General features: G+C 39.9%; 15 protein-coding genes. 5 read left to right on the top strand and 10 right to left on the bottom strand.

Going from position 1 to position 25519, the window contains the following annotated elements; all coding sequences use genetic code 11:
- Nucleotides 1-191: 191 nt before the first annotated feature.
- On the bottom strand, nucleotides 192-1013 hold the full coding sequence (locus tag AC27HL_RS13485) for a M90 family metallopeptidase (protein WP_487081572.1): 822 nt from the start codon (nucleotides 1011-1013) through the stop codon (nucleotides 192-194).
- Nucleotides 1014-1370: 357 nt separating this feature from the next.
- Here AC27HL_RS13485 and AC27HL_RS13490 point away from each other — a divergent pair, with 357 nt between their 5' ends.
- Nucleotides 1371-2231, top strand: coding sequence for a TauD/TfdA family dioxygenase (locus AC27HL_RS13490; RefSeq protein WP_487081573.1), 861 nt, complete (start codon nucleotides 1371-1373; stop codon nucleotides 2229-2231).
- A 68-nt stretch (nucleotides 2232-2299) separates the two neighbouring features.
- Here AC27HL_RS13490 and AC27HL_RS13495 read toward each other — a convergent pair whose 3' ends face one another.
- From AC27HL_RS13495 to AC27HL_RS13520, 6 genes are all read right to left on the bottom strand, one after another.
- Complete coding sequence (locus tag AC27HL_RS13495) at nucleotides 2300-4882, bottom strand: glycoside hydrolase family 3 protein (RefSeq protein WP_487081574.1); 2583 nt, start codon at nucleotides 4880-4882, stop codon at nucleotides 2300-2302.
- Entirely contained in the window at nucleotides 4879-6156 is a 1278-nt protein-coding gene (locus tag AC27HL_RS13500) for a sugar MFS transporter (RefSeq protein WP_487081575.1), read from the bottom strand. The genes AC27HL_RS13495 and AC27HL_RS13500 overlap by 4 nt, the downstream gene beginning before the upstream one ends.
- 157 nt (nucleotides 6157-6313) lie before the next feature.
- Nucleotides 6314-9316 (bottom strand): TonB-dependent receptor, encoded by a 3003-nt coding sequence (locus AC27HL_RS13505; RefSeq protein WP_487081576.1) that lies wholly within the window; start codon nucleotides 9314-9316, stop codon nucleotides 6314-6316.
- Nucleotides 9317-9405: 89 nt separating this feature from the next.
- Entirely contained in the window at nucleotides 9406-12576 is a 3171-nt protein-coding gene (locus tag AC27HL_RS13510) for a family 16 glycosylhydrolase (RefSeq protein ID WP_487081577.1), read from the bottom strand.
- A gap of 261 nt (nucleotides 12577-12837) precedes the next feature.
- Complete coding sequence (locus AC27HL_RS13515) at nucleotides 12838-13668, bottom strand: LytR/AlgR family response regulator transcription factor (RefSeq protein ID WP_487081578.1); 831 nt, start codon at nucleotides 13666-13668, stop codon at nucleotides 12838-12840.
- An 8-nt stretch (nucleotides 13669-13676) separates the two neighbouring features.
- A complete protein-coding gene (locus tag AC27HL_RS13520) occupies nucleotides 13677-14774 on the bottom strand; it encodes a sensor histidine kinase (RefSeq protein ID WP_487081579.1) in 1098 nt (365 codons plus the stop codon).
- Nucleotides 14775-15154: 380 nt separating this feature from the next.
- On the opposite strand from AC27HL_RS13520, the gene AC27HL_RS13525 reads away from it, so the two are divergent.
- Complete coding sequence (locus AC27HL_RS13525) at nucleotides 15155-18904, top strand: glycosyl hydrolase (protein WP_487081580.1); 3750 nt, start codon at nucleotides 15155-15157, stop codon at nucleotides 18902-18904.
- 85 nt (nucleotides 18905-18989) lie between these two features.
- Here the strand turns inward: AC27HL_RS13525 and AC27HL_RS13530 are convergent, their stop codons facing one another.
- Nucleotides 18990-20594: an ABC-F family ATPase gene (locus AC27HL_RS13530; RefSeq protein WP_487081581.1), complete on the bottom strand. Its 1605-nt coding sequence runs from the start codon at nucleotides 20592-20594 to the stop codon at nucleotides 18990-18992.
- Between the two features lie 397 nt (nucleotides 20595-20991).
- Between AC27HL_RS13530 and AC27HL_RS13535 the strand changes: the two genes are divergently transcribed.
- Together AC27HL_RS13535 and AC27HL_RS13540 are read left to right on the top strand one after the other, a co-directional pair.
- A complete protein-coding gene (locus AC27HL_RS13535) occupies nucleotides 20992-21663 on the top strand; it encodes a PEP-CTERM sorting domain-containing protein (RefSeq protein ID WP_487081582.1) in 672 nt (223 codons plus the stop codon).
- Nucleotides 21664-21723: 60 nt separating this feature from the next.
- Nucleotides 21724-22179, top strand: coding sequence for a hypothetical protein (locus tag AC27HL_RS13540; RefSeq protein ID WP_487081583.1), 456 nt, complete (start codon nucleotides 21724-21726; stop codon nucleotides 22177-22179).
- 129 nt (nucleotides 22180-22308) lie between these two features.
- Here AC27HL_RS13540 and AC27HL_RS13545 read toward each other — a convergent pair whose 3' ends face one another.
- Nucleotides 22309-23454: a PQQ-dependent sugar dehydrogenase gene (locus tag AC27HL_RS13545; RefSeq protein WP_487081584.1), complete on the bottom strand. Its 1146-nt coding sequence runs from the start codon at nucleotides 23452-23454 to the stop codon at nucleotides 22309-22311.
- 113 nt (nucleotides 23455-23567) lie between these two features.
- Nucleotides 23568-23909 carry a zinc ribbon domain-containing protein YjdM gene (locus AC27HL_RS13550; protein WP_487081709.1) on the bottom strand — a complete coding sequence of 114 codons (342 nt, stop codon included), beginning with the start codon at nucleotides 23907-23909 and terminating at the stop codon, nucleotides 23568-23570.
- Nucleotides 23910-24130: 221 nt separating this feature from the next.
- Here AC27HL_RS13550 and AC27HL_RS13555 point away from each other — a divergent pair, with 221 nt between their 5' ends.
- Nucleotides 24131-25411: a lytic murein transglycosylase gene (locus AC27HL_RS13555; protein ID WP_487081710.1), complete on the top strand. Its 1281-nt coding sequence runs from the start codon at nucleotides 24131-24133 to the stop codon at nucleotides 25409-25411.
- Nucleotides 25412-25519: the final 108 nt, after the last annotated feature.

A 25519-nucleotide genomic window follows, 5' to 3' on the forward strand; every position in this document is an offset into this window, starting at 1 on the left:
TGGCAAAGAATGAAAAATAATTAAATTTATAAATAGTTAAGGAACTTTTCATTGCTTAACCACTCATACTATACGAGAGGCTTTTATTTCCCTTAGTGTTTCATGTTTTTATCTTGCGTTTACTTTTTTAAGTGAACGCTTTTTTTTACCTATTTTTTAACTAATTCAGATATTTCAAGTTTAATGCTCAATCACCAATGTAAGGGATCAATAGTGTAATATTGAGTTAGTTGTTGATAAAGCTTCGGGTATTCGCTAGCTAACTGCTGTGATTGCTCAAAAAATACTTCACTAGCAACGGCAAAAAACTCAGCTGGGTTTGTCGCGCCATAATAATCAAACAAAGATGGCGCACCAACTTTCGCTTGTTGCTGTAAAATCGCAAACTGCGCTGAAAAAACTTCTGACCAACACTGATAACTATGCTGTTTGTCAAGAATTGGAGCGCCATTAGCCGGGCCGTTTTCTTGGTCTAACTGATGAGCAAACTCATGAATAACCACATTTCGACCATCATCAGGAATTTGTGCTCCGTCTATAGTATCCTGCCAAGATAAAACAACTTTGCCAAAATCCCAAGACTCTCCAGCTAAAACAACTTTTTGCGAAAATTGCACACCATCAGCATTTCTGTTTTGTTGCTCTTTAACAAACGCGCTTGGGTAGACAAGTATGGTTTTTAATTTTGGATAATAATTAGTTTTTCGATTGAGCAGCAACAAACAAGCTTGTGCGGCAATGGTAATTTTAATTTCATCCGTAATTACAACGCCATTACAGCCAACAAACTCTTTTTCTACTAAAAAAACCTGAATATGCTGCTTTAGTTGTAGCTGCAAGTCTGCCGGCATAGTACGAAAGTAAGGCATTCGCTGTTGAATTATTTTACGCCAAGCTTTTTTAAAAGGCTTACGCTTAATTATCGAGCGTTTATAAGCTTGCCAATGAGGTTTCCCAGCGAAATATGCAATTAACACGACACCAATAAATATCGGCAGAAAGTAAGACAACATAACGTAATTAGGCACCGTAAATTATATAAACTTAATTATAGAAGTGCGTGCACTAAGTAGAAATATCAAGCTTTTGCTATAAATGAGCAGCGTAAAAACAATAAAATCAACTTTATCAAGAAAATATTAAAACAAATTGAACTAATTAAAACTTCATCACTCATAGTATACGAGAGGCTTTATTTCCCTTAGTGTTTTATGTTTATTTATAATGCGTTTACTTTTTTAAGTGAGCGCTTTTTTTTGCGTAAAATTTATCCTGCTGGCCTAATCTCTTTTATTTTACTCATTAAGATTTCCTTAAGGTTACTCATTAATACTGAGCTCAAATCAACTTTGAGAGTAAAGAGTATTGTTATGAATAATATTATATTGAATAAGCAAAATAGTGACATCCTTGCCCCAGAAACACTAGCTAGTGCTAAGCAAGCATTAATAGCATCAGGTTGGGTTTTGCTGCGTGACTTTCAAATGAATCTAACCAGCTTTAGCCAAATAGTAAAAACCTTCAGTCGGCAATTAACCTTTGATCCTGCTAGAGAATACGGCAATGACTCAACTCAAAAAGTTAATGCGGGTACTACTGCCGTAGGCTTACACATTGAAAATGGCAACACCCCCTTACCGCCTGATTTAGTTGCCTTTTATAGTGCCAAAAGTGCTACTTCCGGCTCGCAAACAACGGTTTGTGATGGCGCTGAAATATATCAAAACATGTCCAAAAAACTAAAAACCTTATTTGAAAAGCCGATCACAGTTTCACGAACGTTACCTTCAAAGCTTTGGCGTCAATATGTTGCTGACCAACATCCAGCAATATCGAGCAGTGAGCAAGTTAATGAGCAGCACTTACATGATTTAAATGCTCTGGCACCAAATCAACAAGCCATTTTAAATAGTGACGACAGTCTTACTTATCATTTGACGATTAATCCATGTATCAAAGGGGCATTTTCTGACAAATTAGCTTTTGCTAACGCTATTTTAGGGCCATCTTTTAACTATGAAACACCGAAAGTAGTTTTATCGAATGGCGAAGAGATTTCACCTGAACTTAAACAAGAACTCACTTTACTTGCCGAAAAGTTCACCCACGAAGTGCAATGGCAAGATGGCGATTTAGTGCTTATAGACAATAAGCGTGTTATGCACGGTCGCCGAGCAATTGAAGGTGATTTAGCTAGCCGACAGTTATTTATTGGTATGGGGTGTTTATAATTCGCGACAAAAAAGCCAGCAAATAGTCGCTGGCTTTTATTAAGTAAAACGCTAGATATCGAACAAGTTTATTCTTTAATACACTTGCGACTTTCAGTAAACACATTAGGCATAAAACGAATATCACTAAACGATAATTTTACTGCGCCGTGCGTGCTCAAAGCAAAAGGTGAAACAATTTTATCTAATTGTACGCCTGCTTCTACAAAGCATTGTAAGTCGATAGCAATTTCCCGCCATTGTCCCTTAGGGATGGCCTTTAACTGTTGTTGAATATCAACTTCTGCACGACAACTACCCGCAACGTCCCCTTCCGATTCACAACTCATCGCAATATTAACAGCTTCTAAGACATCACTATCACGTTTTAGGGTCATCACCAATGCCGACTTTTGTTCTAACTCAAAAGATAGGTCTTCTCTAAAACTGCTGGAAAAGCTAATGCCAGCATTTTCACTACCATTAGTTTCAAGGCGAAATGCATCTTCTTGCACCACTTTATCAACCGTTCTATATGCAGCACCGGGCAATGCACCGCTATTAGAAAGCAATTCTGAAGCTTGCGAAGCTGATGTTAAAAACATTCGCCAAGGCTTAACCACTTTACCTGAAAACACTGAGGTATTTTTCGTATTCTCTATGTCATTTTCTATTTCTTCAGATAAGTTATCCGATAATTGCTGTAGATTTTCTTCCGTTTGATTTACATAACGTAAACCATAACCATAAGGTAATAACGGCTGATAATCCTCATCAAAACGATTGACAACTTGGTTCGCTGTTTTTGGCCATGAAAATGATAATTTACCTTTAAAGTCGTGCTGGATATTGCCGTTATTATCTTTAAAGAGCACATCGGCAACTGCCAGTCCCTCAGAGCCTGGCAACCAAGCAGCCACAAATGCATCACTGGCATTTAACTCAGCATTCACCCACATCGGACGTCCGCTGATGAAAATGCTTACCACGGGAATACCTTGGCTTTGTAGCATTTTCAACAATGCTAAGTCTGTTTTCACACCGCGCTGATACGCTAAGTTGTCTTTATCACCGTGCCCTTCGGCGTATGGTTCTTCACCAAAAACAACAATGGCAACATCTGGCTGTTGTGAAAAAGTACCATATTCACTTAACATTAACTTGCCACCAGCAGCTTTTACTTGCGCTGCAATACCATCGTAAATAGAGGAACCGCCAGGGAAGTCTTGATTACTATTGTTAGTGCCCTGCCAGGTAATACTCCAACCACCTGATTGCTTTCCAATATTATGGGCAGCGTCACCAGCAACTAATACATTTAACTTAGGTGAAAGCGGTAAAATATCGTTTTTATTTTTTAATAACACTAACGACTCTCGCACAGCTTGCCTTGCCACTTCTCGGTGTTGTTCACTACCGATAAGCTCTGTTTTACCTGAGAATATTCGATCTTTTGGGCTCGGTTTACTAAAGAGTCCAGCGCGTAGCTTAACTCGTAAAATACGACTTACCGCATCATCAATACGAGATTGTGGAATAATCCCCTGTTTAACTTGTTCAATGGTATTTTCCATTAACGGCTTCCATGCATCAGTTGGCACCATAAAAATATCTAGCCCAGCATTAGCCGCCTGCGGGCAATTTTCATTTGTACAGCCAACTATTTGCCCATGGCCATTCCAATCACCAACCACAAAACCATCAAAGCCCATTTTAGTTTTTAATACATCCGTTAATAAATAACGATTGCCGTGGATTTTATCGCCATGCCAACTATTAAATGACGCCATAACCGACTGAGCACCTGCCGATAATCCACCGACATAGCCTTGAGCATGAATGTTAAATAAATCTTGCTCTGAGGCAATATTATTACCTTGGTCATCGCCAGCAATCGTGCCGCCGTCACCAATAAAATGCTTAACGGTGCTGATCACTCGGTTGTCGCCTAAAAAGTCATTGCTTGCATGTCCTTGTAACCCCTTAACAACCGAGGCGGCATAAGATCTAACAATTTCAGGATCTTCAGAGTAACCTTCATAAGTTCTGCCCCAACGGTCATCTCGAACTGTCGCCACCGTTGGTGCAAATACCCAATCAATACCTGTTACCATCACCTCAGTCGCAGTAATTTGCGCTATTTTCTCAACTAGTTCAGGATTGTTAGCTGCGCCTAAGCCAATATTATGGGGAAATAAAGTTGCGCCAATAACATTGTTATGACCGTGGACGGCGTCCGTGCCCCACATGGTTGGAATCGTTGAACCATCCAGAGAATCATCAATGGAGGCTTGATACATTTCTTCTGCTAATGCAATCCAGTCTTGCGGTGTTGAGTGCTTGTTATTATTTGGAAATGCGCCGCCGCCATTTAGGTACGAGCCAAAACCATATTTACGCATATCGTCTGGAGTGATATCGCGAATTTCAGGCTGAATCATCTGCGCAACTTTTTGCTGCAACGTCATAGTAGCGAGCAAAGCTTGTACCTGTCGCTCTAGCGCCGCGTCAGTTTTAACTTCTGAGTTAATGACAGGCCAAATCGATAGATTTTTTTCGGCCTGCTCGGCACTTACTTTTTTTATAGCGTTTTGCTCTTTCGTTGCTGAATTACAACCTTGCACCGCAATTAAAACCAAGGCAGATAAAACTGCATAAGTTAACTTATTCATGACATCTGCTCCTTATTAACTGCTTTAACAGGCGAAGAGCCATTCATACCGTAATAGACAATATAGCTATAACAAAGCACAGGAATAACGAATGATAGTTGCACACCAACAATATCAGCCAGAATGCCCTGAACTAGCGGAACAATGGCACCACCAACTATCGCTAAACATAAAATTCCAGCCCCCTGACTCGTGTGTTTTTCTAGTCCATTTAGCGCTAAACTAAAAATAGTAGGGAACATTATAGAGTTACATAACCCCACTAAAAGTAGCGCCCACATCGCAAAACTACCGCTCATTAAAATGGCTGCAGAAACTAAAATAACAGCAAAAAAGGCATTAAAACTAAGAACTTTAGTGGCGGAAACCTTTTGCATAACTGCTGCACCAATAAAACGACCGACCATAGCTCCGCCCCAATAATAAGTTAAATATTTCGCTGCATCAGACTCTGCTAAACTGGCAATATTGGCTTCACCAAAAAAATTAATCATAAAACTGCCAATTGACACTTCAGCGCCAACATAAACAAAAATACCAACAGCACCTAAAACCAAATGGCGATACTGCCAAGCTGAGCCTGATACCACTTCATCGGGTGCTGTTTCGGCGCTGCTAATATGTGGCAATTTTAACCATGCAAAAATAGCGGCTAACAATAATAAGGCTGCTGTTAATATTAAATATGGCACTTTTACCGAGTCTGCAGAAGGCGCTGCTGACATTGAGCTTGCCGCTTCATTAAGAATAAACAAGGCACCTAAATAGGGAGCAACTGTAGTGCCTAAGGAGTTAAAAGCCTGAGTCATGGTTAAGCGTGAAGACGCTGACTCTTTTGGCCCTAGTAATGTTACATAAGGATTAGCCGAAACCTGTAAAATAGTGATCCCGCTAGCTAACACAAACAATGCTGACAAAAACATTGGGTAGCTGTGCATTGACGCCGCAGGATAAAACATCAAGCAGCCTAACGCTGCAACAATTAAGCCGGCGACAATACCTTTTTGATAACCGACTTTTTTTACTAGTTGGCCAGCAGGTAATGACACTAAAAAGTAAGCGCCAAAAAAGCAAAATTGCACCAACATTGACTGGGTATAGGTTAAGTCAAAAATGGCTTTTAAATGAGGAATAAGAATATCGTTTAGGCAGGTAATAAAGCCCCACATAAAAAATAATGTTGTTAATGAGATCAGAGCAAAACGATTTTGACTCGGCGAAACACTATTGGTTGCGCGAGAGTTCTGCTCTAAAATGACCGAATTTCCAGCCATAATAAAATTCCTATATCAAGAGGAGTCGGTGCAGGCTTTACGTTAATAAACCTAAGTTATCTTAGGCTGCACCGATGAATGAGTTGCGCTTACATTATCTATAAGCGCGGTTTACAAATGTCTAATACTCAAAGACTGCTGACGTAAACAAGCAACTTTAGTTATCCATAGTGTATCTAAAGCCAAGTGCGTATCTTGGGCCATATTGAGCGGCACTTAAGAATTGGCTTTCAAAGCGACTAAATGATCGTTCGGTTTCGTTGGTTAAATTCACACCTTCAAAAAATACCGTCATATTGTCATTAAGTTCATAGTTAACACTGAGATCCCATTGCAGGTACTCTTCGGCATATTGTGGAGGAGAACCAGCTGCATCAGGTAAACCTTGACCAATAAGGTACTCATCACGCCATGCGCCAGTAATTTTTACTGACAAGCCATCTTTCTCATAGAAGCCTTGGATATTGGCTGAGTCACTTAAGCCTGACAACACAGCTTGAGACGCAAGCACATAGTTATCATATTCAACATCACCATCAACAAAGGTGGCATTAAATCCGGCACCAAAGCCAGACTCACCAAATAAGTGTTGAATAGCAATCTCAATACCATTAACTTTACGTGAGCCAACATTCTCTGGAGAGCTTATGGTCCATTCAATTAAAGGGTCAGTTGCTGCGTCGGGTAATATGCGATTGTTCTCGCCAATACCAACGCCGTTGGCAACAATTTCATTGTATATTGCTGAATCTGTCGCCTGTTCGCCTCGTCCTTCTATCGCGGCGACTGCATTATTCCAACGCTGACCTAAATAAACATCATGTAGGCCATCAAATGTTGTTTTAACTTCAGCATTGTCAATCCAGTCATCAACATCTTTCCAAAATAATCCAATTGCAGCATAACTAGCTTCGTCGTAGTAATATTCAAGGGTTAAATCAATATTAGTCGACTTAAATGGCTGTAAATTAGGATTACCGCGACTACCACTTCTCGAATTAAGTTTTGGAGATGACGTTAAACTAAGGTTTCCAAGCATATCGCCTAATGTTGGTCGAGTAATAGTTTGTCCCCAAGACGCTCTCGCGACTAATTCATCACTAAGATCAACCTTAATATCTAACATAGGCAGGAGTAGATCATAATTTCCTTCATAATCAACTTCGACTAGCTCACCACCGCTAGCAAACTGAGTGATCCACTCAGAGCCGCCAGCCCAATATACTAATTCGGCTACACGACTTTTCGCCGGGCTAACAATGTCAGTTTCCTCATAGCGAACACCAAGATTAACTTGTACATCGTAACCACTAACTTCAAAAAGCCAGTCTGTTGAAATGTATAAACTAATAGTCTCTTCTTCCACTTTATTAACAGGGAAGTCATCAAAACTACCTATTTGATAAACATCACTCCCAACCACATCTTCTGTCAAAAACAAGGCTTGTCTTGTGAATGCTTCGTCAAGATTAAAAGTGTAGGCATAGCCAGGAGAAACACCACCAGAGCCAAAAGAGAACTGATCAAGGAAGTCACTTAAATCAACTCTTTCAAACATACCATCAGGGAATATCTCAGCAAAGGTACCATTATTAAAACCTGGTGCATTGGCATTATTAGAACCGCCCCAACCACTCAATGTTTGTTTAGTGTAGGCGGTGCCAAATTTAACGGTTTCTAAGCCGAAATTTGTATCTAATAATAACTTTCCGTCTAATTGAACTTGTGAAACTTCCGACTCACCTGGCGTGCGCGTAAAAATACTAAAGTTAGAGCCAATTTGGTTCGGATTTATTTCTTGACTACCATTATTCCAATTAATGTTAAAGCCTGGAATATCGCCTTCTGTAAAGAAATACTCTTTGGTTGAAAGATCCGCAGAGCCAAGTATTACTCGAGCATTAGCACCTAAGCCTTTATCTTTACCATTATCAGTGGTTGTTTTAGAGGTATGAGCATCAAAAGTGAAACTTAAATTATCACTGGCAAACCACTCAATGTTAATACCTGTTGCTTTCGAATCAACTTCATTAGTCTCACGAAATGAGGTAAACGAGCCATCATCGCCGGCCGAGTTATAATAAATAGCCGTGCCATTTTCATCCAATTCATATGAGTTAGCATTACCACCAAATGAACCATTCCACATGCCCCAAGACAGCGAGTTATTGCCTGTTACTGCATTAGATATGGTGTGGTCTAAGGTAAAAATTAAATCATCTGTTGCGGCAAACTGAAAAGTGACCTGAGCATTTGTGCGTTCACGTTGAATATCTTCTCGTGCGTAACTTATTTCTTGTGGAAAAAAAGATGCAGAAACATATTCACCATTTTCTCCTGCCGTAGGGTCAAAAAATTGTTTAGCGACATTTCCTTCCGCATCCACAGGTCGATTATCTATAATATTCTCAGGGTCAACACTTAACGATGGATTTACCAGCCAAGAGCGTACATTGGCAGCTTGACGTTGAAAATCTCTTCTATGGTAAGAGAAATTAGCTGAGACACCAAAACGATCATCATCAAAAGTATTGCTATAAATACCTGCTATTTCAGGGGTTACATCATCGCCATCTTCAACAGAACTATCATGAATCCCTTTTGCCATAAAAGAGAACTTTTCACCTGGATTTTGAAAAGGTTTAGCCGTAACAATATTTACTGTTGCGCCTAAGCCTCCGGTAGGAACCTCGGCACGTGCAGTTTTCATAATTTCGAGAGAACTAACACCTTCAGATGATAAGTTTTCAAAATTAAATGAACGCGTAAACCCCGTACCCGCCATTTGGCGACCGTTTAAGGTTACTAAGTTAAATTCAGGACCAAAACCACGCACGGTAATTTGGCTTCCTTCACCATTACTTCGACTAACGGAAACACCAGTAATTCGCTGTAATGACTCAGCTAAATTGGTATCAGGAAACTTACCCATTTCTTCAGCAGAAATGGCATCAACCACACCTGACATATCACGTTTAATGTTCATTGAACGAACTAATGAACCTCGAATACCTTTTACTTCAATAACTTCAATATTTTCATCTTTCTCTGTTAATGCCGCATCTTCTTCCGCAGCAAAAACTGGTTGGCTAAAACCTGCCGCTATAACTGCCGATATACAAACAGCTAAATGTTTTTTTGAGAATGTTAAATGTTTCATGTTAACCCTACTTAGTTAAATTTAGTTTTATTTATGGCGGCTACAAAAGGCCAGCCGCACATTTTTAAATTAGGTTTTTGAATTACGTGTTATGGTGCAGTTATTGCGACATTATCCAGTCGATAAACTGCTCCATCACCCGTTCCCCAAGCAGGGAAAACCATAATCACATCAATTTCACTAACATCTAAGCCAGCATCAAATAGGTCTAAAAGTGTATAAGTATAAGTTTGCCACTCACCGACAACCGGTGCAGCGCCTTCTTGACTAGCGGTTAAATCCAATTCAACCGCACTTGCTGTATCACCTGATTCAATTTTAAATTTCCATACTGAACCAGCGTCATTTGGCGCACTGACAACTTTCATATCAAATTTCACTACACCATTTTGTAATAGTGAACTTGCATCAAAATAAACACCGTCATTGGCTAGGAATCCCATTACCGTTGGTGTTGCACCAATAACAAACTCGGCCACCATACCATGATTAGCATCATCTTCTTCTTCAGTAGGGGTTGAACCTGCACAACAATCCCAAATTGGCCATTCGGCATTTTGCGCGTTGTCGTATAAGGTTAACCCTTGAGGAGCTGGTACGCTGCTTGGATCAAAGATCATCACATTATCAAGGCGGTATACTGCACCTTCACCTGTTCCCCAAGCAGGGAAAACCATAATAACGTCGATAGCGCTTAGGTCTAAGCCAGCATCAAATAAGCTTTCAAGTGAGTAGGTATAGGTTTGCCATTGACCAACAACCGGAGCCGCACCTTCTTGGCTTGCCGTTAAGTCTAATTCCACCGTAGAAGCTGTATCACCCGCTTCAATTTTGAATTTCCACACCGCACTAGCATCATTTGGTGCAGTGACCACCTTCATTTCAAATTGGATAACACCAGTACTTAATAAGCTTGAAGCATCTAAATAAACGTCGTCATCAGCTAATAGCCCCATGACGGTTGGCGCAGCGCCAATTACAAATTCTGCCGTCATGCCGTGTTCAGTATCATCATTTTCTAATGTTGGTGTCGAACCACCACAGCAATCCCAAATGCTCCATTGCTCTTTGACATCATCAGCAAATAACACATGGCCATTAAAATCTGTAGAAGCATTGGGATCATACATTTTAACATTATCAACACGATAAACAGCGCCTTCACCTGTGCCCCATGCCGGGAATATCATCAATACATCGATAGCACTCGCATCTAAACCTGCATTGGCTAAATCGGCTAAATTGAATGTATAGGTTTGCCATTGGTCGACTACAGGTACCACACCTTCAACGCTTTCAGATAGCGGCAGTTCAACCGCTGTTGCGGCATTATCCGCTTCGACTTTAAATAACCAAGTTGCACTTGCATCATTTGGCATAGCGACAACTTTCATATCAAATTGCACAACACCGTTGGCTAAAATCCCCGTTGCATCAAATGGTGCAGGCGAATCAGTATTGCCTTCTCTAGAAATAAACCCCATAACGGTTGGGTCAGCACCTATGCTAAATTGCGCTACAGCGCCGTGTTCGGCATCATCCGTTTCTACGGTTGGGGTTGAACCACCACAACAATCCCACATTGGCCAACTAGCATTTTCTGCATCTTCGAATATGGTTACTTGCGGAGACGCAACGGTATCCCCAGCAATAGTTAAGTTAGTAACCTGATAAACCGCACCCTCGCCCGTGCCCCAAGCCGGGAAAATCATCACAACGTCAATTGCACTTAGGTCTAAACCGGCATCAGCTAAAGTTTTCAAAGGGAAAGTATGTGTTTGCCATACGCCTGTTTCAGGAGCTATGCCTTCAGTACTATTAGCAATAGGCATTTCAACGGCAGTTGTCCCCTCTTGGCTTTCAACTTTTATTAACCACGTTGAATCAGTATTACTTGGCGCGGTTACAACTTTCATGTCAAATTTTAACGTGCCAGAATCAATTAATGGTGAAGCATCAAATGGAGAAGCTTGCCCAGCTGGATCATCAATAAATGCTTCTCGAGAAATAAAGCCCATTACCGTTGGCTCTGCTCCTACAACAAATTCAACCACATCACCTTTATCTGCATCATTTACGATGGCAGGAGTTGAACCACCACAACAATCCCATGCAGGCCAATTAGGATTAATCGCCCCTGAGAAAATCGTTAAATTTTGCGGAACCCCTGTAGATGGTGGTGATGGAATTGGCGCTTTACCTTCCACCATAGCATCATCAAAACTATCATAACCTGGGCGAACAGTTTCACAGCCTCGGCCAGTTAAAGTATCCTGCTGACATTGATAGACACGTACATAGTCAACAATGTAAGAATTGCCATTTTCAAAGGCACTGGCATCAATACCTGTATCGTTGACAGATGCAGGCCAATTACCACCAACAGCGAAATTTAGTAATAAATGGAAGCGTTGATCAAAAGGAGCATTTTCCCACTGCGTTTCAAGCTCACCGGAAACAATATTAAAGTTTTCAGTAAACCAACCTCGGTGCGATAAACCTACAGCTTCATCTTTGCTGTTGTAACGTACGGTTGATTTACGCTGTGTAGCGTATAAGTAGTCATCAACGTACCAGCGAATTTCACCTTCTTGCCATTCAATTGCATACGTATGAAAGTCATCCGCTGGATTAATATCATTAGGTAATAAATAAGATTGCCCAGAAAAACTATTGTCTGGCCACTCTTTGCCATAATGTAAAGTGCCATAAACATGGGCTTCACTACCACCTTCATTAGTACCCGCTTTTAGATTAACTGACTCAATAATGTCAATTTCACCAGAACGTGGCCAACCACCGTAAACCTCATCGGTAGGTAACATCCAAAATGCCGGCCAAGCACCCTGTCCTGCAGGAAGTTTCGCACGCATTTCAAAACGACCATACTTCCAGCTTTGGTTACCTTTAGTATTTAATCGAGCAGACGTATAAGGTTTAGCTGCACCTTCAGCTGCAGGTAAGGCAACAATATTTAGCATACCATCGGCAACAAAAGAGTTTTCAGGTGCGTCGGTATAACACTGCTCTTCTTGGTTACCTCCGCCATCACAGTTAACTTCATGGTTCCATTTGTTGGCATCAATTGACGAGCCATCAAATTCATCGCTCCATACCAGTTGCCAGTCTGTCACCGGAATTTGTGGATCTACGGCATCCACTTTGGTTTCAGTTTCAACACTACTACCACCACAACCTATTAAAGTCGCCGTAGATAGCAATGCAATGAACTGTGTAATACTTTTTGCAGCTTTTATCATAATTTATGTTCCAGTTACTCAACTATTTTAATGTGCTAACAAAACGCTTTGTTTTAATATTATTTAATACGAGTTTATTTAGCACTATAGTTCAGTAGTCATGTCGAAATATTGACTAAAACGACAGACTACCCCCTGAAATAATACTGGTTTAAATTACAAATAGTTACAATTAAAATGCGCTATAGTGGTTGCTGTATGCGGTATTGACAGTTTTTGATGAAATATCAAGATAAGACGAGTTAAAAATACGACAAGTGGTTAAATTTGCTTCGCTTCAACAATTTTTTGAATATCCGAACTGAAATTGCGGCTTACTTTTAATTGCACTTCATCACCTAATTCAAGAATGCTTTCACTATTTCGTAATGGTTTAATACTCTTAATACAATGAATGTTAACTAGAGTGGATTTATGTATACGAGAAAATATTTTCGGATCTAACTGGCTCTCAAGTTTTTTCATGGTTATTCGTACCACATGTGTTTCATCATGGGTATGAACACACATATAATCACCGGCCGCGTCTATCCAGCGAATATCTTTAATCGGCAAAAAAACTTTTTCATTATCATTATTTTTTATCACCAACTCTTGGGTAAACGGACTCGGCAGCGGCAAGTCTGATTCTAGCCAGTCTTCAAGCTCTGAAATAGCTATGCCAGAACTTTCACCTAGTGCACGTAATAACTTAAATTTTTCCTTACCTGAATCAACTGGCTCAACTCGCTGTAAAATGCGTTCTACTGTTTTTTGTAAACGCCCCAGGTTTGCCGGTTTCATCACATAGTCAATGGCATTTAATTCAAATGCATCTATGGCATATTCACCATAAGCACTGACAAAAACCACCATAGGAAGAATGTCAGACTGTAATGCTTGTACCACTTCAATACCATTGAGCCCGGGTAGGCGCAAATCTAAAAATAACACGTCTGGCGACAAAGTTTGGCATAGGTGAATGGCTTGGTCGCCATCACTCGCTTCGGCAATGACTTCAATTTCAGGAATTTTTTCTAACCTTAAGCGCAAGCCTTCTAGAGCTAGCGGCTCATCATCAACAATTAAAGCTGTCAGTGGTTTATTAATCATTAACCTATTTACTTCTCATACGGAATAGAAATCGAGACCAGTGTACCGCCATCTTTGGTATTAGTTATATCAACATGATAATCACCACCAAACATGGCATTTAATCTAGCTTTGGTGTTACTCATGCCAATACCAAAACCATCACTAACTTTTATCGGTGTTTCTTGTCCATTATCAGCCACCTGAATCACTAACCTGCCAGCTAGCTGTTTAGCGGCAATACGTATTATCCCGCCTGACTTTCTCAACTCAATAGCATATTTAATGGCATTTTCTACTAATGGTTGCAACAACATACTGGGTACTTGGCAGCCCAATACGCTTTCGCTAACATCAATTTCAACACTAAGACGATTGGCAAATCTAACTTTCTCTATTGATAAATATAGCTCAATTAATTCAAGTTCTCTTTGTAAAGTTGTTTTACTTTTATCATTTTTATCAAGAGAGTAACGAAAAAACTCACACAACTTATCTATCATCTCATTGGCGGTATCATTTTCATTTTTGTAAATAAGCGTAGATATAGCATTCATGGTATTAAACATAAAATGCGGATTAAGTTGATAACGTAACATTTGCAGTTGTGCATCTTTAGCCGCCGTTTGCGCTCGCAGCAACATTTCATGTTCACGTTGCAATTTCGTGTTGTAAAGCATAATGAAATATATTGAGGTCCAAACAAACATGGTGGTTAAGGAAAAGAGTAACCAGCCACCGAATTCAAGCATATCCCATGCTTCATTCCATTGCTGTTGGTAAACCAAAACTTTATACGAACTCAGCTTTATCACATTAAATATAAACCCTAAGCTCGCAGCAGATACAAAACTTAAGGCTAAGGTTTTCTTTAAAGGTAAGTGGACAATTTTTCGTATCATTTGCCATTGCAAATAAGACAAAATAAAACCGCTGAGGGTTTCAACGACAAGATTAATGAGCTGACCAGAGAGGTTAAAACCGTCTTGGCCTATTTGTGGGCGAATTATGGCAATAAACACTACCACCGAATAGCCAAGCCAACCCGCTATTTGCAATGTCCAAAACTGATGACTTTGTTTAGAAAATGCTTGAGGCTCTAATTCGAGTGTACTTTCAGTATTCATTACTTCCATAGATTCCGCTTCAAGTCACAAGGTAAACTTACATTTATTAATCATTAAGATATAACAATTACCATGAAACGAACACCAAATGCGACAAGGCGTGACAATTCTGCGATAACAGATCAAATTGTTTTAGCGCTATATTCACTCGCTACATCACCTAAACCGTGTCATTTACTTTATTTTTCACAATAATTAAATAGCATCCGTAACATATTAGCCTTATAAAATCTCCGTTAACGCGAAAACTTTAATTCTTGTTATGTTTCGCCCGACACACCGCCTAGCGATACCGCTTCACCTATTCTTCATTGCAACTGCTTAATATTTAGTCTTTAACTACTCCTAATTCATAATAATAATTAAACTTAGGAAATAAAATGTCAGTTCAATTTCGACAGATTTCATCTATTGTTACCTTCACAATGTTGGTATTACAAGGCTGTGGCGGTGGCAGTAATAGTACTGAAAATAGCAATAGCATTACGCCCGCACCTATAGATACAACAGCCCCCGTTATTACATTATCTGGCTCAGCAATTGTCGAACATGAACAAGGCACGGCATATATTGATGCCGGTGCTAGTGCAACAGATAATATTGACGGTACCTTAGCTGTTATTACATCTGGTGCTGTCGGTGAGCAAGCAGGAGTTTATACCCTTACCTACACTGCGACCGACAAGGCAGGAAATTCTGCATCAGCGTTAAGAACGGTAACAGTTGCGGATACTACAGCACCAACAATAACGGTTATTGGCAATATCAACGAAATTCATGAGCAAGGCACGATATATGTTGATGCGGGTGCCAATGCCATCGACATTGTTGATGGCAATATAAGGGTAACAACCACAGGAGAAATAGAAAGTAGTGCTGGAAATTATACCTTAACCTACACGGCAACAGATATTGCCGGGAATACTGCAACCGCAACGAGAAGTGTGGTTGTAGCTGACACTAACCCTCCAGTCATTAACATTATTGGTGACACCACTATCAACCATAGGCTAGGAGAAATATATATAGATGCAGGAGCGACTGCTACTGACCTTGTTGATGGCAATGTTGCCGTTACCACATCTGGCACAGTGGCTGACTTGGCTCAAACTTATACAATAACCTATACCGCATCAGATAACGCTGGTAACCAAGCTATTGCAACTAGAACCGTGATTGTTGGTGACAACACAGCAAGCACACAAGTAAGTATTTTTGAAGGCGGTACTGTTGCTGCGCTTTGGGACAGAGGCATTAATGCCTTTGACTCAGCCATAGGTTGGGCAGAATGTAATAACGATGGTGGCGCAGGTTGCCCAAGTATTGGCTGGCAAGTTGTAACTGACCACGAGCGAGGTGATGTTCTAGAAGTGACTCACAGTGCTGCCGGTAATGCCGCCGGCCTATTTATTAGTATGAGCAGTGTAATAAATCTTAGCAATCATACCGACGGCAAGCTTGTTTTCGATATTAAGGTGATCAGTGGTGACAGTAAAATCACCATGAAACTTGACTGTATTTACCCTTGTACTTCTGGCGATCAACACTTGGGTAGTAAAGGTGCAACAGGCTGGGAAACGGTGGAAATTCCTTTAGCCTCGTTAGCAAATGCAGGACTAAACCTAGCAAGCGTCAATACGGGCATAGTTATATGGGCAACCGATGCAACCAGCACCATATTTCAACTCGATAATATTCATTTCACTGGCATCAACGATGGCGGAACTAGCCCAGGCTCATATCAAATAACGAACTACGGCGCAGGTTCTATTTCCGATACCATTAACCCCGAAAGCTATCGCTGCGTTTATGACTTTGGCAACTGGATTTACAACGCCGGTATTGTTGAGCCAGCAATTGCTGGTTGTGATACCACAACAGGGATTCCTACAGGTACACCAACTAAGCTATACCCGCAGTTAACAGGTCCTGCTTTAACTAAGCCAACACCAACCCACAAATGGTGGGGCTCTGTGCCTTTTATGGGCGAAATGACCATAGGTGATGCTAACACCGCTGCCTATATTACCCCTGACCCAATAACGGCCCGTATATCAGAGCGCGGTGTTAGAATTATGGGCATTCCATCAGGCTTAACCACCACAACAGACGGTTTTCTGTACCCAATTCCAGACCCTTTTAGTGAAGTGTTTGACGGTATCGCGATTGCTAATTCACTGCATAGCGATTTACAAGGCTATTTAAAAGACCACAGCGACGGCTCAGTAACGGTAGAATGGCAAAATAATGACACTGCTGTTATGGAAGCAACATTTGTTCATGGCTCACCTTATATATATTTCAAAGTTTATGATGGCGATATCATAATTCGTACCCTGCGCGATGATGGCAGTGAAAAAGGTACCTTTTACAACCAAAATAATAGTTTAGGTATCTGGACTAGCGTTGCTGGCAATAGTAATAACTTCTTAGTTACAGGCGAAGGAACAACCACATTTGACAATATAGCCAGTAACGAAATTACCGTTAGCAATGCAACAAAGGAATTTACCCTAACCTATCTTCCGAGCTTAAACGGTGTACCTTCCGATACCTTAACCAGTTTCTTTGCAGCAAAAGCCCGCAATGTTGTTGCCAGTGTTTTAATAGACTACTCGGTTGATAAAGCCAGCAATACCGTTACGGTTAGTCATAGCTATAAAAATAGCCAAGGGCAAGCTGTTGAAACAATTGCCGGTATGCAGCCGTTACACTGGAAAAACTCTACGCAAATAACGTCAACTTACCAAATAAAAAGTGCCCGCGGCGCTATTAAGTTTAGTGAAACCGACCAGTTTAGCTATCAACTACCTTTTGTCGGTGTGCTACCTACATTACCTTCTATTGATGGAACTTTTGAGCAAGCAACCTTAGAAACTTTGATCAGAGAATTTATTGCACTAGGGGCTGACTCTTGGAATACCCACACCGACGCGTACTGGTCAGGAAAAAATTACAGTAAAGTTGCTGAATTAACCGCCATTGCTGAATCAATCGGCATGGCAAAGGAAGCAACTACCCTGCGAAACTGGCTAAAAGCTGAGTTATCTGACTGGTTTACCGCTGAAACAGAGGATAATTTAGATATCAACAAATACTTCGTTTATGATGAAGAGTGGTCGACATTATTGGCATTAGAAGAGTCTTTTATGAGTCATCAACAACTTAACGATCATCATTTTCATTATGGTTATTTAATTCGCGCCGCCGCCGAAGTGTGCCGATTAGATACAAGTTGGTGTAGTGACGAACAATACGGCCCTATGATCGAATTACTGATCCGTGATTATGCTGGTGGTAGAGATGACGACATGTTCCCGTATTTACGAAACTTTGATCCCGCCAATGGCTTTTCATGGGCCTCTGGTAAAGTCAACTTTGCTCGTGGCAATAATAATGAATCCACGTCGGAAGCCGCTAACGCCTATGGCGCAATTATTCTCTATGGCTTAATCACCGACAATAATGATTTAGTAGAGCGTGGCATGTATTTACACGCCTCAACCACGGCAGCTTATTGGCAGTATTGGAACAATATTGATGATTACAATAATGTTGGTGAAACTGAAAATAACTTTCCCGATGGTTACGATAAAATAACCACCTCAATAATCTGGGGCGACGGAGCGGTGTTCTCAACTTGGTTTAGCGCTGCACATGCACATATTTTAGGTATTCAAGGATTACCAATTAATCCACTAACCTTACATGTAGGTTTACACGCAGATTACATGAAAGACTACGTTACATTAGGTTTAAGTGAATCGTCTAACGGTAAACCTTCTGGTTTAATTGATGATCAATGGCGGGATATTTGGTGGAACTTATGGGCAATGACAGATGCAGAGCTAGCCATTGCCGATTACGACAATGTCGCTAGTTATGAACCCGAGGCTGGCGAAACAAAAGCCCATACTTATCATTGGCTTCATACCTTCAGCAAATTGGGACATTTAAAAACCGGTACAGGTGCACTGACAGCAAATCATCCTGCAGCCGTGGCATTTGAAAAAAATGGTGCCACTAGCTACGTTGTTTATAACTATAGTGATCAAACAATGCAAGTGACCTTTAGTAATGGCAAAATAGTTAATGCCAGCGCGAACGGCTTTACGGTTGTCAGTGACTAGCTAATCAAAGTTCAAGTTAGTTAATAAAAAAGCCAGATACCATATAGTTTCTGGCTTTTTCAAACAAAATGAAAATAAATAATACTTACGCGATTTTTTTCACTTGTTCTTGGCTATTAAGGTATTCATCCAGTGAACCCTGAAAATCGACCAATTGCTTATCTTTAATGTCGATAACACGAGTTGCCAAGCTAGAAACAAACTCGCGGTCATGACTAACGAATATCAAGGTACCTTCAAAGTCTTTCAAGGCATTGTTTAGTGCATCAATGGCTTCAATGTCCATATGGTTGGTCGGTTCATCCATAATTAATACGTTAATATCTTGCATCATTAACATACCAAACAATAAACGGTTTTTCTCACCACCTGAGCAGTTACGCGCTTTTTTATTGGCATCATCATCAGTAAACAACAAACGCCCTAACATACCACGAACAATTAGATCATTATGACAAGGTCGGCGCCATTGCGACATCCAATCCATCAAGGTTAGGTCATTATCAAAAAAGTGGCTGCTATCTTGTGGACAATAGCCCAATAATGCGTTTTCTGACCACTTAACCACACCTTCTTGCTGCACTAGTTCATTCATTAAACAACGTAAAAAGGTGGTTTTACCAACACCATTTTCGCCAATAATAGCAAGCTTGGCACCCGCTTCTAATAACAAATCGCCGCCTTGGAACAATGTTTCACCATCAAAGCCATGCCCCAAATTTTCTAGCTCTAAAGCTTGGCGATGCATTTTCTTACCGGAAGTAAATCGTAATTTAGGCGTAATACGACTAGAAGCTTTCACCTCATCCAGTTTAATTTTATCGAGTTTCTTTGCGCGTGAACTCGCTTGTTTTGCTTTAGATGCATTGGCGCCAAAACGGTTTACAAAGTCTTGTAATTCTTCCATTTCCGAGACTTTTTTCGCATTCCCTGCCAGTAACTGTTCACGTAGCAAGCTTGACTGCGCTAGATAAAACTCATAGTTGCCAGGATAAATACGCAATTCACCGTAATCAATATCAGCCATATGAGTACAAACTGCATTAAGAAAATGACGATCATGAGAAATAATAATCATGGTACATTTACGTTTGTTTAATTCGCCTTCTAACCAGCTAATGGTATGAATATCTAGGTTGTTGGTTGGCTCATCAAGCAGCAGAATATCAGGATTAGCAAACAAGGCTTGTGCGAGTAATACCCGCAGTTTCCAGCCTGGGGCGACCTGTTGCATTAAGCCATAATGTAAAGACTCTTCAATACCCGCTTCAAGTAAAATTTCACCGGCGCGACTTTCCGCACTGTAACCATCCATTTCCGCAAATTGGCTTTCCAAGTCGCCAACACGCATGCCGTCTTCTTCACTCATTTCTGCTTGCGCGTAAATGGCATCTCGTTCTTGCTTAACTTTCCATAGCTCAACATCCCCCATAATAACCGTGTCGATAACGCTATACTCTTCAAACGCAAACTGGTCTTGACTTAAGGTACCGACTTTATTACCAAGGGGAATAGAGACATTACCTGACGTAGGTGCCAATTCACCGCTAAGAATTTTCATGAAAGTAGATTTTCCACAGCCGTTGGCGCCAATTAAGCCATAGCGATTGCCATTGCCAAACTTAGCGGAGATGTTTTCAAACAAAGGCTCTGCGCCAAATTGCATGGTGATATTCGATGTCGAGATCAAAAAGAGTCTTCCTATATGCTATTAACTAGATGTATTTACCGATAATCATTAACAGATTGCTTTAAATAGGTAGTTAATATGATGAAATTTTTAGTTGAATAATTTGCAGCAGTGAGCAAAAAATTAGCCAGTATAATAAGGCCGCACACTATACAGCATTAATGGCCACGACCCCATTTAAAATTGCATTTAATTCTATATTTAACAAACAAGAATAACGGCTAGCTGAATGCTGTTTTTGTGAACAATAACTTGTCGTAAAATTTAACACTATCAAATAGATAGCACATACCAAAAAGAGCAAACCATTGTTTTCACTTGATAAAATAGATATGGTGCATTTTATGCTTAAATTTTCAGAAAAGCCTATCGTAAGTTATTAATTTTAAGGAATAAAGTGAATATACTAAAAGTTCTACTAATCATAACAGCCATTACTGTTTCTGCGCAGAGTAAAGCGGCATTTATTACCACCAATGAATCAGATCTTGATGCCATTTTCTCGCAAGCTAGTTTTGCCAATATGCCGATAGATATTCGTATAGGCACAGTATCAGAGCTCATATTCCCTGAACTTTTAGATATCACAACCGATGCAGAAGTTGAGCAATTATTTGATATGCATATTGGCCCTGCCAACGTGGTCAATTTCTACTTTATTGACACTATCAGTGCTTGTGGTGGTTTTATTAATCCTAGTTATGTTGGCTGCGGAGAGTTTTTTGGTAATGATTTTGTAGTTGAGTCTTCTTTTGCCGCAAGTAGCTTTGGAGGTGAGTTGTTGGCTCATGAATTGGGTCATAACCTAGGCTTAGATCATGTTGACGGTAGTTTTTTAATGAATCCAAGGTTAAACAATAATACGTTTTTAACGGTTAACGAAGTTAACCAAATTCATAGAAGTCCGCTTGTGCAAAGCAATGGCCAAAGCTTTTGGATTGATATTAACCCTGTTCTTGTTGTTGCAGCGGCCAGTATTCCAAGACCAGTGCCAGAGCCGAGTACCTTAATGTTGTTTTTTCTTTCTTTTGTCTTTCTATTTAAAAATAGTATTAAAAGAAATCAGTAAAACTGATATTACAAGCCAACACTTATATATTTATAAGTGTTGGCAATTCCAGAGAATATTATGAAATTTAGCTATTCAGCTACCCTGTCACTTACCCTATCTTTACTTTATTCGAGCTATTCAACCAGTAAAAATTTAAATAATACTGATAATTGGCTTGAGCTTTGCCCTCATAATCACTTTTGCTTCCAACATCCAAAAAGTTTACTGGTAACTAAAGTGTTAGCAATCGACTCCATTACCGGTCAATTGAGTAATAAGCATATGACATTAACTTATGACTTGGGCAGATATGCCTCTCAATTTAACGAGTTAACTCATGCCAGCATAGAAACAATATCTATTGACGGCCACCAAGCTAGACTATTGAAATATAATAAAAAGATAGCACTATCTATTGTCAATATACAAATTAGACAGCGATTTTCGATGTTAATCGAATTTAAGAATAACGTCGACTATATTCAAGCTCAAAAAATATTTGAATCCATCAAATTTACTTTTAAAAATATATAATTAGCAACTATTTTGTATAGTGATGGTACATGGGAAACTGTGTCTGTACGTGCATCATATGAAAGAGGCTTTTAACCTAATAGAATAGAACATTCTAGCCAGCTTTATTTTTAAGTTGGCTATATAGTATTAATTTAGCTGCAACCGATAAACTCCTTTGCCATCAATCCCAAGATAAATGAAACCATCAGGGCCTTGTGCAACATTACGCACTCGAATCAACTTGTCCAAAATAACATCTTCTTTAACAATATTATTATCCTCTAACGTTAACATCACAAGCTGACCAAACTTCAATGAGCCCACCAAAATATTGCCTCGCCAATTCGAATACTTATCACTAGTAATAAACGCCATTCCAGACGGCGCAATAGACGGGTCCCAATACCACAATGGCTGTTCCATACCTTGTTTTTCAGTTAGCTCAGTAAACTTAGAGCCTGAATAATTTACACCGTAGCTAATTACTGGCCAGCCATAGTTTTTGCCTTTGGCAATTAGATTAACTTCATCGCCACCACGAGGCCCGTGTTCATGAGTCCATATTTCACCTGTGATAGGATGCTTTGCCATACCTTGCGGATTACGATGACCATAAGAGTAAATCGCCTTTTTAGCCCCAACACTGTTAATAAAAGGGTTATCACTGGGTATGCGGCCATCATCATGTATACGATAAATTTTCCCAGCATCGCGAGTAATATTTTGCGGGTTAGTGTCTCTTTTCCCTCTATCGCCTATTGAGAAATATAAATAGCGCTGGTTATCAAAAACCATACGGCTACCAAAATGCTGTCCACTGCCGCTGTACGCTTGAGCAACATAAATATCTTCAATTGCCGTCAATACATTGCCTTTAAGTTTAGCTCGCATTATTGCCGTGCTTTTATTACCACGACCGTCAGTTTTAGCGTAAGAAATATACAACCAACCGTTTTTGGCGTAATCTGGATGCACAACAATATCAAGCAAACCGCCCTGCCCGCCGACAGCTATTGCCGGTAGACCTGTGATTATTTTTGCAGTGCGCGTAGCATGGTTAACTAACTTTAGCTCGCCACCACGTAGGGTAATTAACATATCGCCACTTGGTAGCCATGCCATGCCCCATGGAATGCCAGCATCGGCAAAATAGAGTTCGGCATTAGGAGTTTTAGTACTTTTCACCACTGACGAATTTGACGTTTCAGCACTATTAACAAACCAAGGAATAAACAGGCTAAAAACAAATAGTAATTGAGTACACACAGATACGTGGCCTTTATTGCACAGCATTTTATTCCATCTCCATCTCGTTAAAAAGCAACATAAACAATCACTTTTGTATTACTTCGTCATCCAAACAATGCAAAACACAGCAAATAAAGCGAAACACTAACAAATTTCCTTTACGCTTTTTTGACAAACTTAGCAGTGACCATCATCTCACCGACACCATCAACTTTACAGTCTAACTGATGATCTTTAGCATCTTTTATACGACGTACAACTGCCTTAGTGCCTATTTTTATAACTTGCGAACTCGCTTTAATTTTTAGGTCTTTAATTACAGTAACCTTATCTCCTTCACTTAATAAAGCACCATTAGCATCTTTTACCTCAATAATATCTTCCGCTTCAAAGTCTGACGGATCCCACTCATGGCCACATTCAGGACAAATTAATAGCGATTGATCACGATAAACATAGCTGGATTCACATTTAGGGCAATTAGGTAAAGTATCGGTCATGGTCAAATTATTTAAATTAAGTAAGGTTGCATTTATTTTACCAAGCAAACCTCAAAATTAGTACCATAGCGTAGCGCAAAGTAATACAGGCCGTATGGTTTCAATAAACTATAACTTTTTAATAAAATCGTAATTTAAGCATTGTTTTCAATGACGAGTTTAGCCATGCTAGTGGCTTCACCATTACTGTGCTAACCAAGGAGTGTTTATTTGTGACTGCTATGACTCGATTTTCCAAGTATTTTTCTCGACAATTACCGAGTTTCTCCAATCTTCGCCAATTAATTCTTATTTGTACGTTTTCACCACTTTTAGCTCATGCTGAAATCGCTAATGAAAATTTCGATCAATGTAAATTAAATTTAGTCGAGCGTACTGAAAATGCTGGGTTTTCTCCTTATATCACCAAAACAGTTATTGATAGTATTACCCCTATTCAGCGCGTGCTTAGCTTAGATAAAAAACAACCTGAATTTACCCAAACATTTGAACAATATATAAAAGCCCGGGTAACTAATTATCATGTACGCGTTGGCAGAAAAAAGCTAAAAGAACATAAAGTACTATTCGATAAGTTAGAAAAAGAATACGGTATTCCTAGGCAATATTTAGTGTCTTTTTGGGGCTTAGAAACCGTATTTGGTAAACACAAAGGTAAAATGTCGGTACTCAATGCGTTAGCAACCTTAGCCTGTGATCAACGTCGTAGCGAATTTTTCACATTAGAGCTACTCAATTTATTTACTTTAATTGAATCCAAACAAGTTAGCGTAGAACAGCTAAAAGGCTCTTGGGCTGGCGCCATGGGCCATATGCAGTTTATGCCTACCGCGTTTTTAAAATATGCCATTGATGGTGACAATGATGGCAAGGTGGATATTTGGCAAAGCGAAGTCGACGCCTTAACCACCGCGGCCAATTACTTACAGCAAATAGGTTGGCAAAGTAAAGAACGCTGGGGAAGAGAAGTAAAGTTACCGGAGAGCTTCGATTTTGCAAAAGTCGCATTCGATAAATACTACCCGCTAACACACTACCAACAATTAGGCGTTAAACAAACCAATAACAACTCGTTGTCTACCTACAATATTCAAGCTGAGCTTTACCTTCCGTCTGGTCATAACGGGCCAGCATTTTTACTATATCCAAATTTCAATGTCATCATGACCTGGAACCTTTCTAAGAGCTATGCGTTATCGGTAGGCATATTGGCAAATAAACTAGTGGGCGCCAAGGGTGTAGATTTTACAAAAATCAAATCAGTTCAGCCCTACAGTATTAAGCAAATGAAAGCCCTACAAAGCCAGCTAAATGCTTTAGGTTTTGAAACAGGAAAACCTGATGGTATTTGGGGACCAATGAGCCGACAAGCTATTCGTTTATTTCAACTACAACATCAATTGGTTGCCGATGGTTACCCTAACAAGGAGGTTTTTACCACCGTGAAATCGCTAATGAGTAAAACAGCTGCAAAATTACCAAATGATGGCCTAAAGAGTTAACTTAAATCGAGCCTATTAATATTAATTGAACTGCATGGTTGCTAGGGTTAACATCCATGCATTAAATTGATGTAGCAAACAGTTACCCATTAGCAAGTACCTTACTTA

It is taken from the genome of Colwellia aquaemaris, from assembly GCF_057548755.1.

Bases quoted from the DNA above. Each gene is read 5' to 3' on its own strand.
- AC27HL_RS13485 (WP_487081572.1), bottom strand. From the start codon at position 1,013: ATGTTGTCTTACTTTCTGCCGATATTTATTGGTGTCGTGTTAATTGCA.
- AC27HL_RS13490 (WP_487081573.1), top strand. From the start codon at position 1,371: ATGAATAATATTATATTGAATAAGCAAAATAGTGACATCCTTGCCCCA.
- AC27HL_RS13495 (WP_487081574.1), bottom strand. From the start codon at position 4,882: ATGAATAAGTTAACTTATGCAGTTTTATCTGCCTTGGTTTTAATTGCG.
- AC27HL_RS13500 (WP_487081575.1), bottom strand. From the start codon at position 6,156: ATGGCTGGAAATTCGGTCATTTTAGAGCAGAACTCTCGCGCAACCAAT.
- AC27HL_RS13505 (WP_487081576.1), bottom strand. From the start codon at position 9,316: ATGAAACATTTAACATTCTCAAAAAAACATTTAGCTGTTTGTATATCG.
- AC27HL_RS13510 (WP_487081577.1), bottom strand. From the start codon at position 12,576: ATGATAAAAGCTGCAAAAAGTATTACACAGTTCATTGCATTGCTATCT.
- AC27HL_RS13515 (WP_487081578.1), bottom strand. From the start codon at position 13,668: ATGATTAATAAACCACTGACAGCTTTAATTGTTGATGATGAGCCGCTA.
- AC27HL_RS13520 (WP_487081579.1), bottom strand. From the start codon at position 14,774: ATGAATACTGAAAGTACACTCGAATTAGAGCCTCAAGCATTTTCTAAA.
- AC27HL_RS13525 (WP_487081580.1), top strand. From the start codon at position 15,155: ATGTCAGTTCAATTTCGACAGATTTCATCTATTGTTACCTTCACAATG.
- AC27HL_RS13540 (WP_487081583.1), top strand. From the start codon at position 21,724: ATGAAATTTAGCTATTCAGCTACCCTGTCACTTACCCTATCTTTACTT.
- AC27HL_RS13545 (WP_487081584.1), bottom strand. From the start codon at position 23,454: ATGCTGTGCAATAAAGGCCACGTATCTGTGTGTACTCAATTACTATTT.
- AC27HL_RS13550 (WP_487081709.1), bottom strand. From the start codon at position 23,909: ATGACCGATACTTTACCTAATTGCCCTAAATGTGAATCCAGCTATGTT.
- AC27HL_RS13555 (WP_487081710.1), top strand. From the start codon at position 24,131: ATGACTCGATTTTCCAAGTATTTTTCTCGACAATTACCGAGTTTCTCC.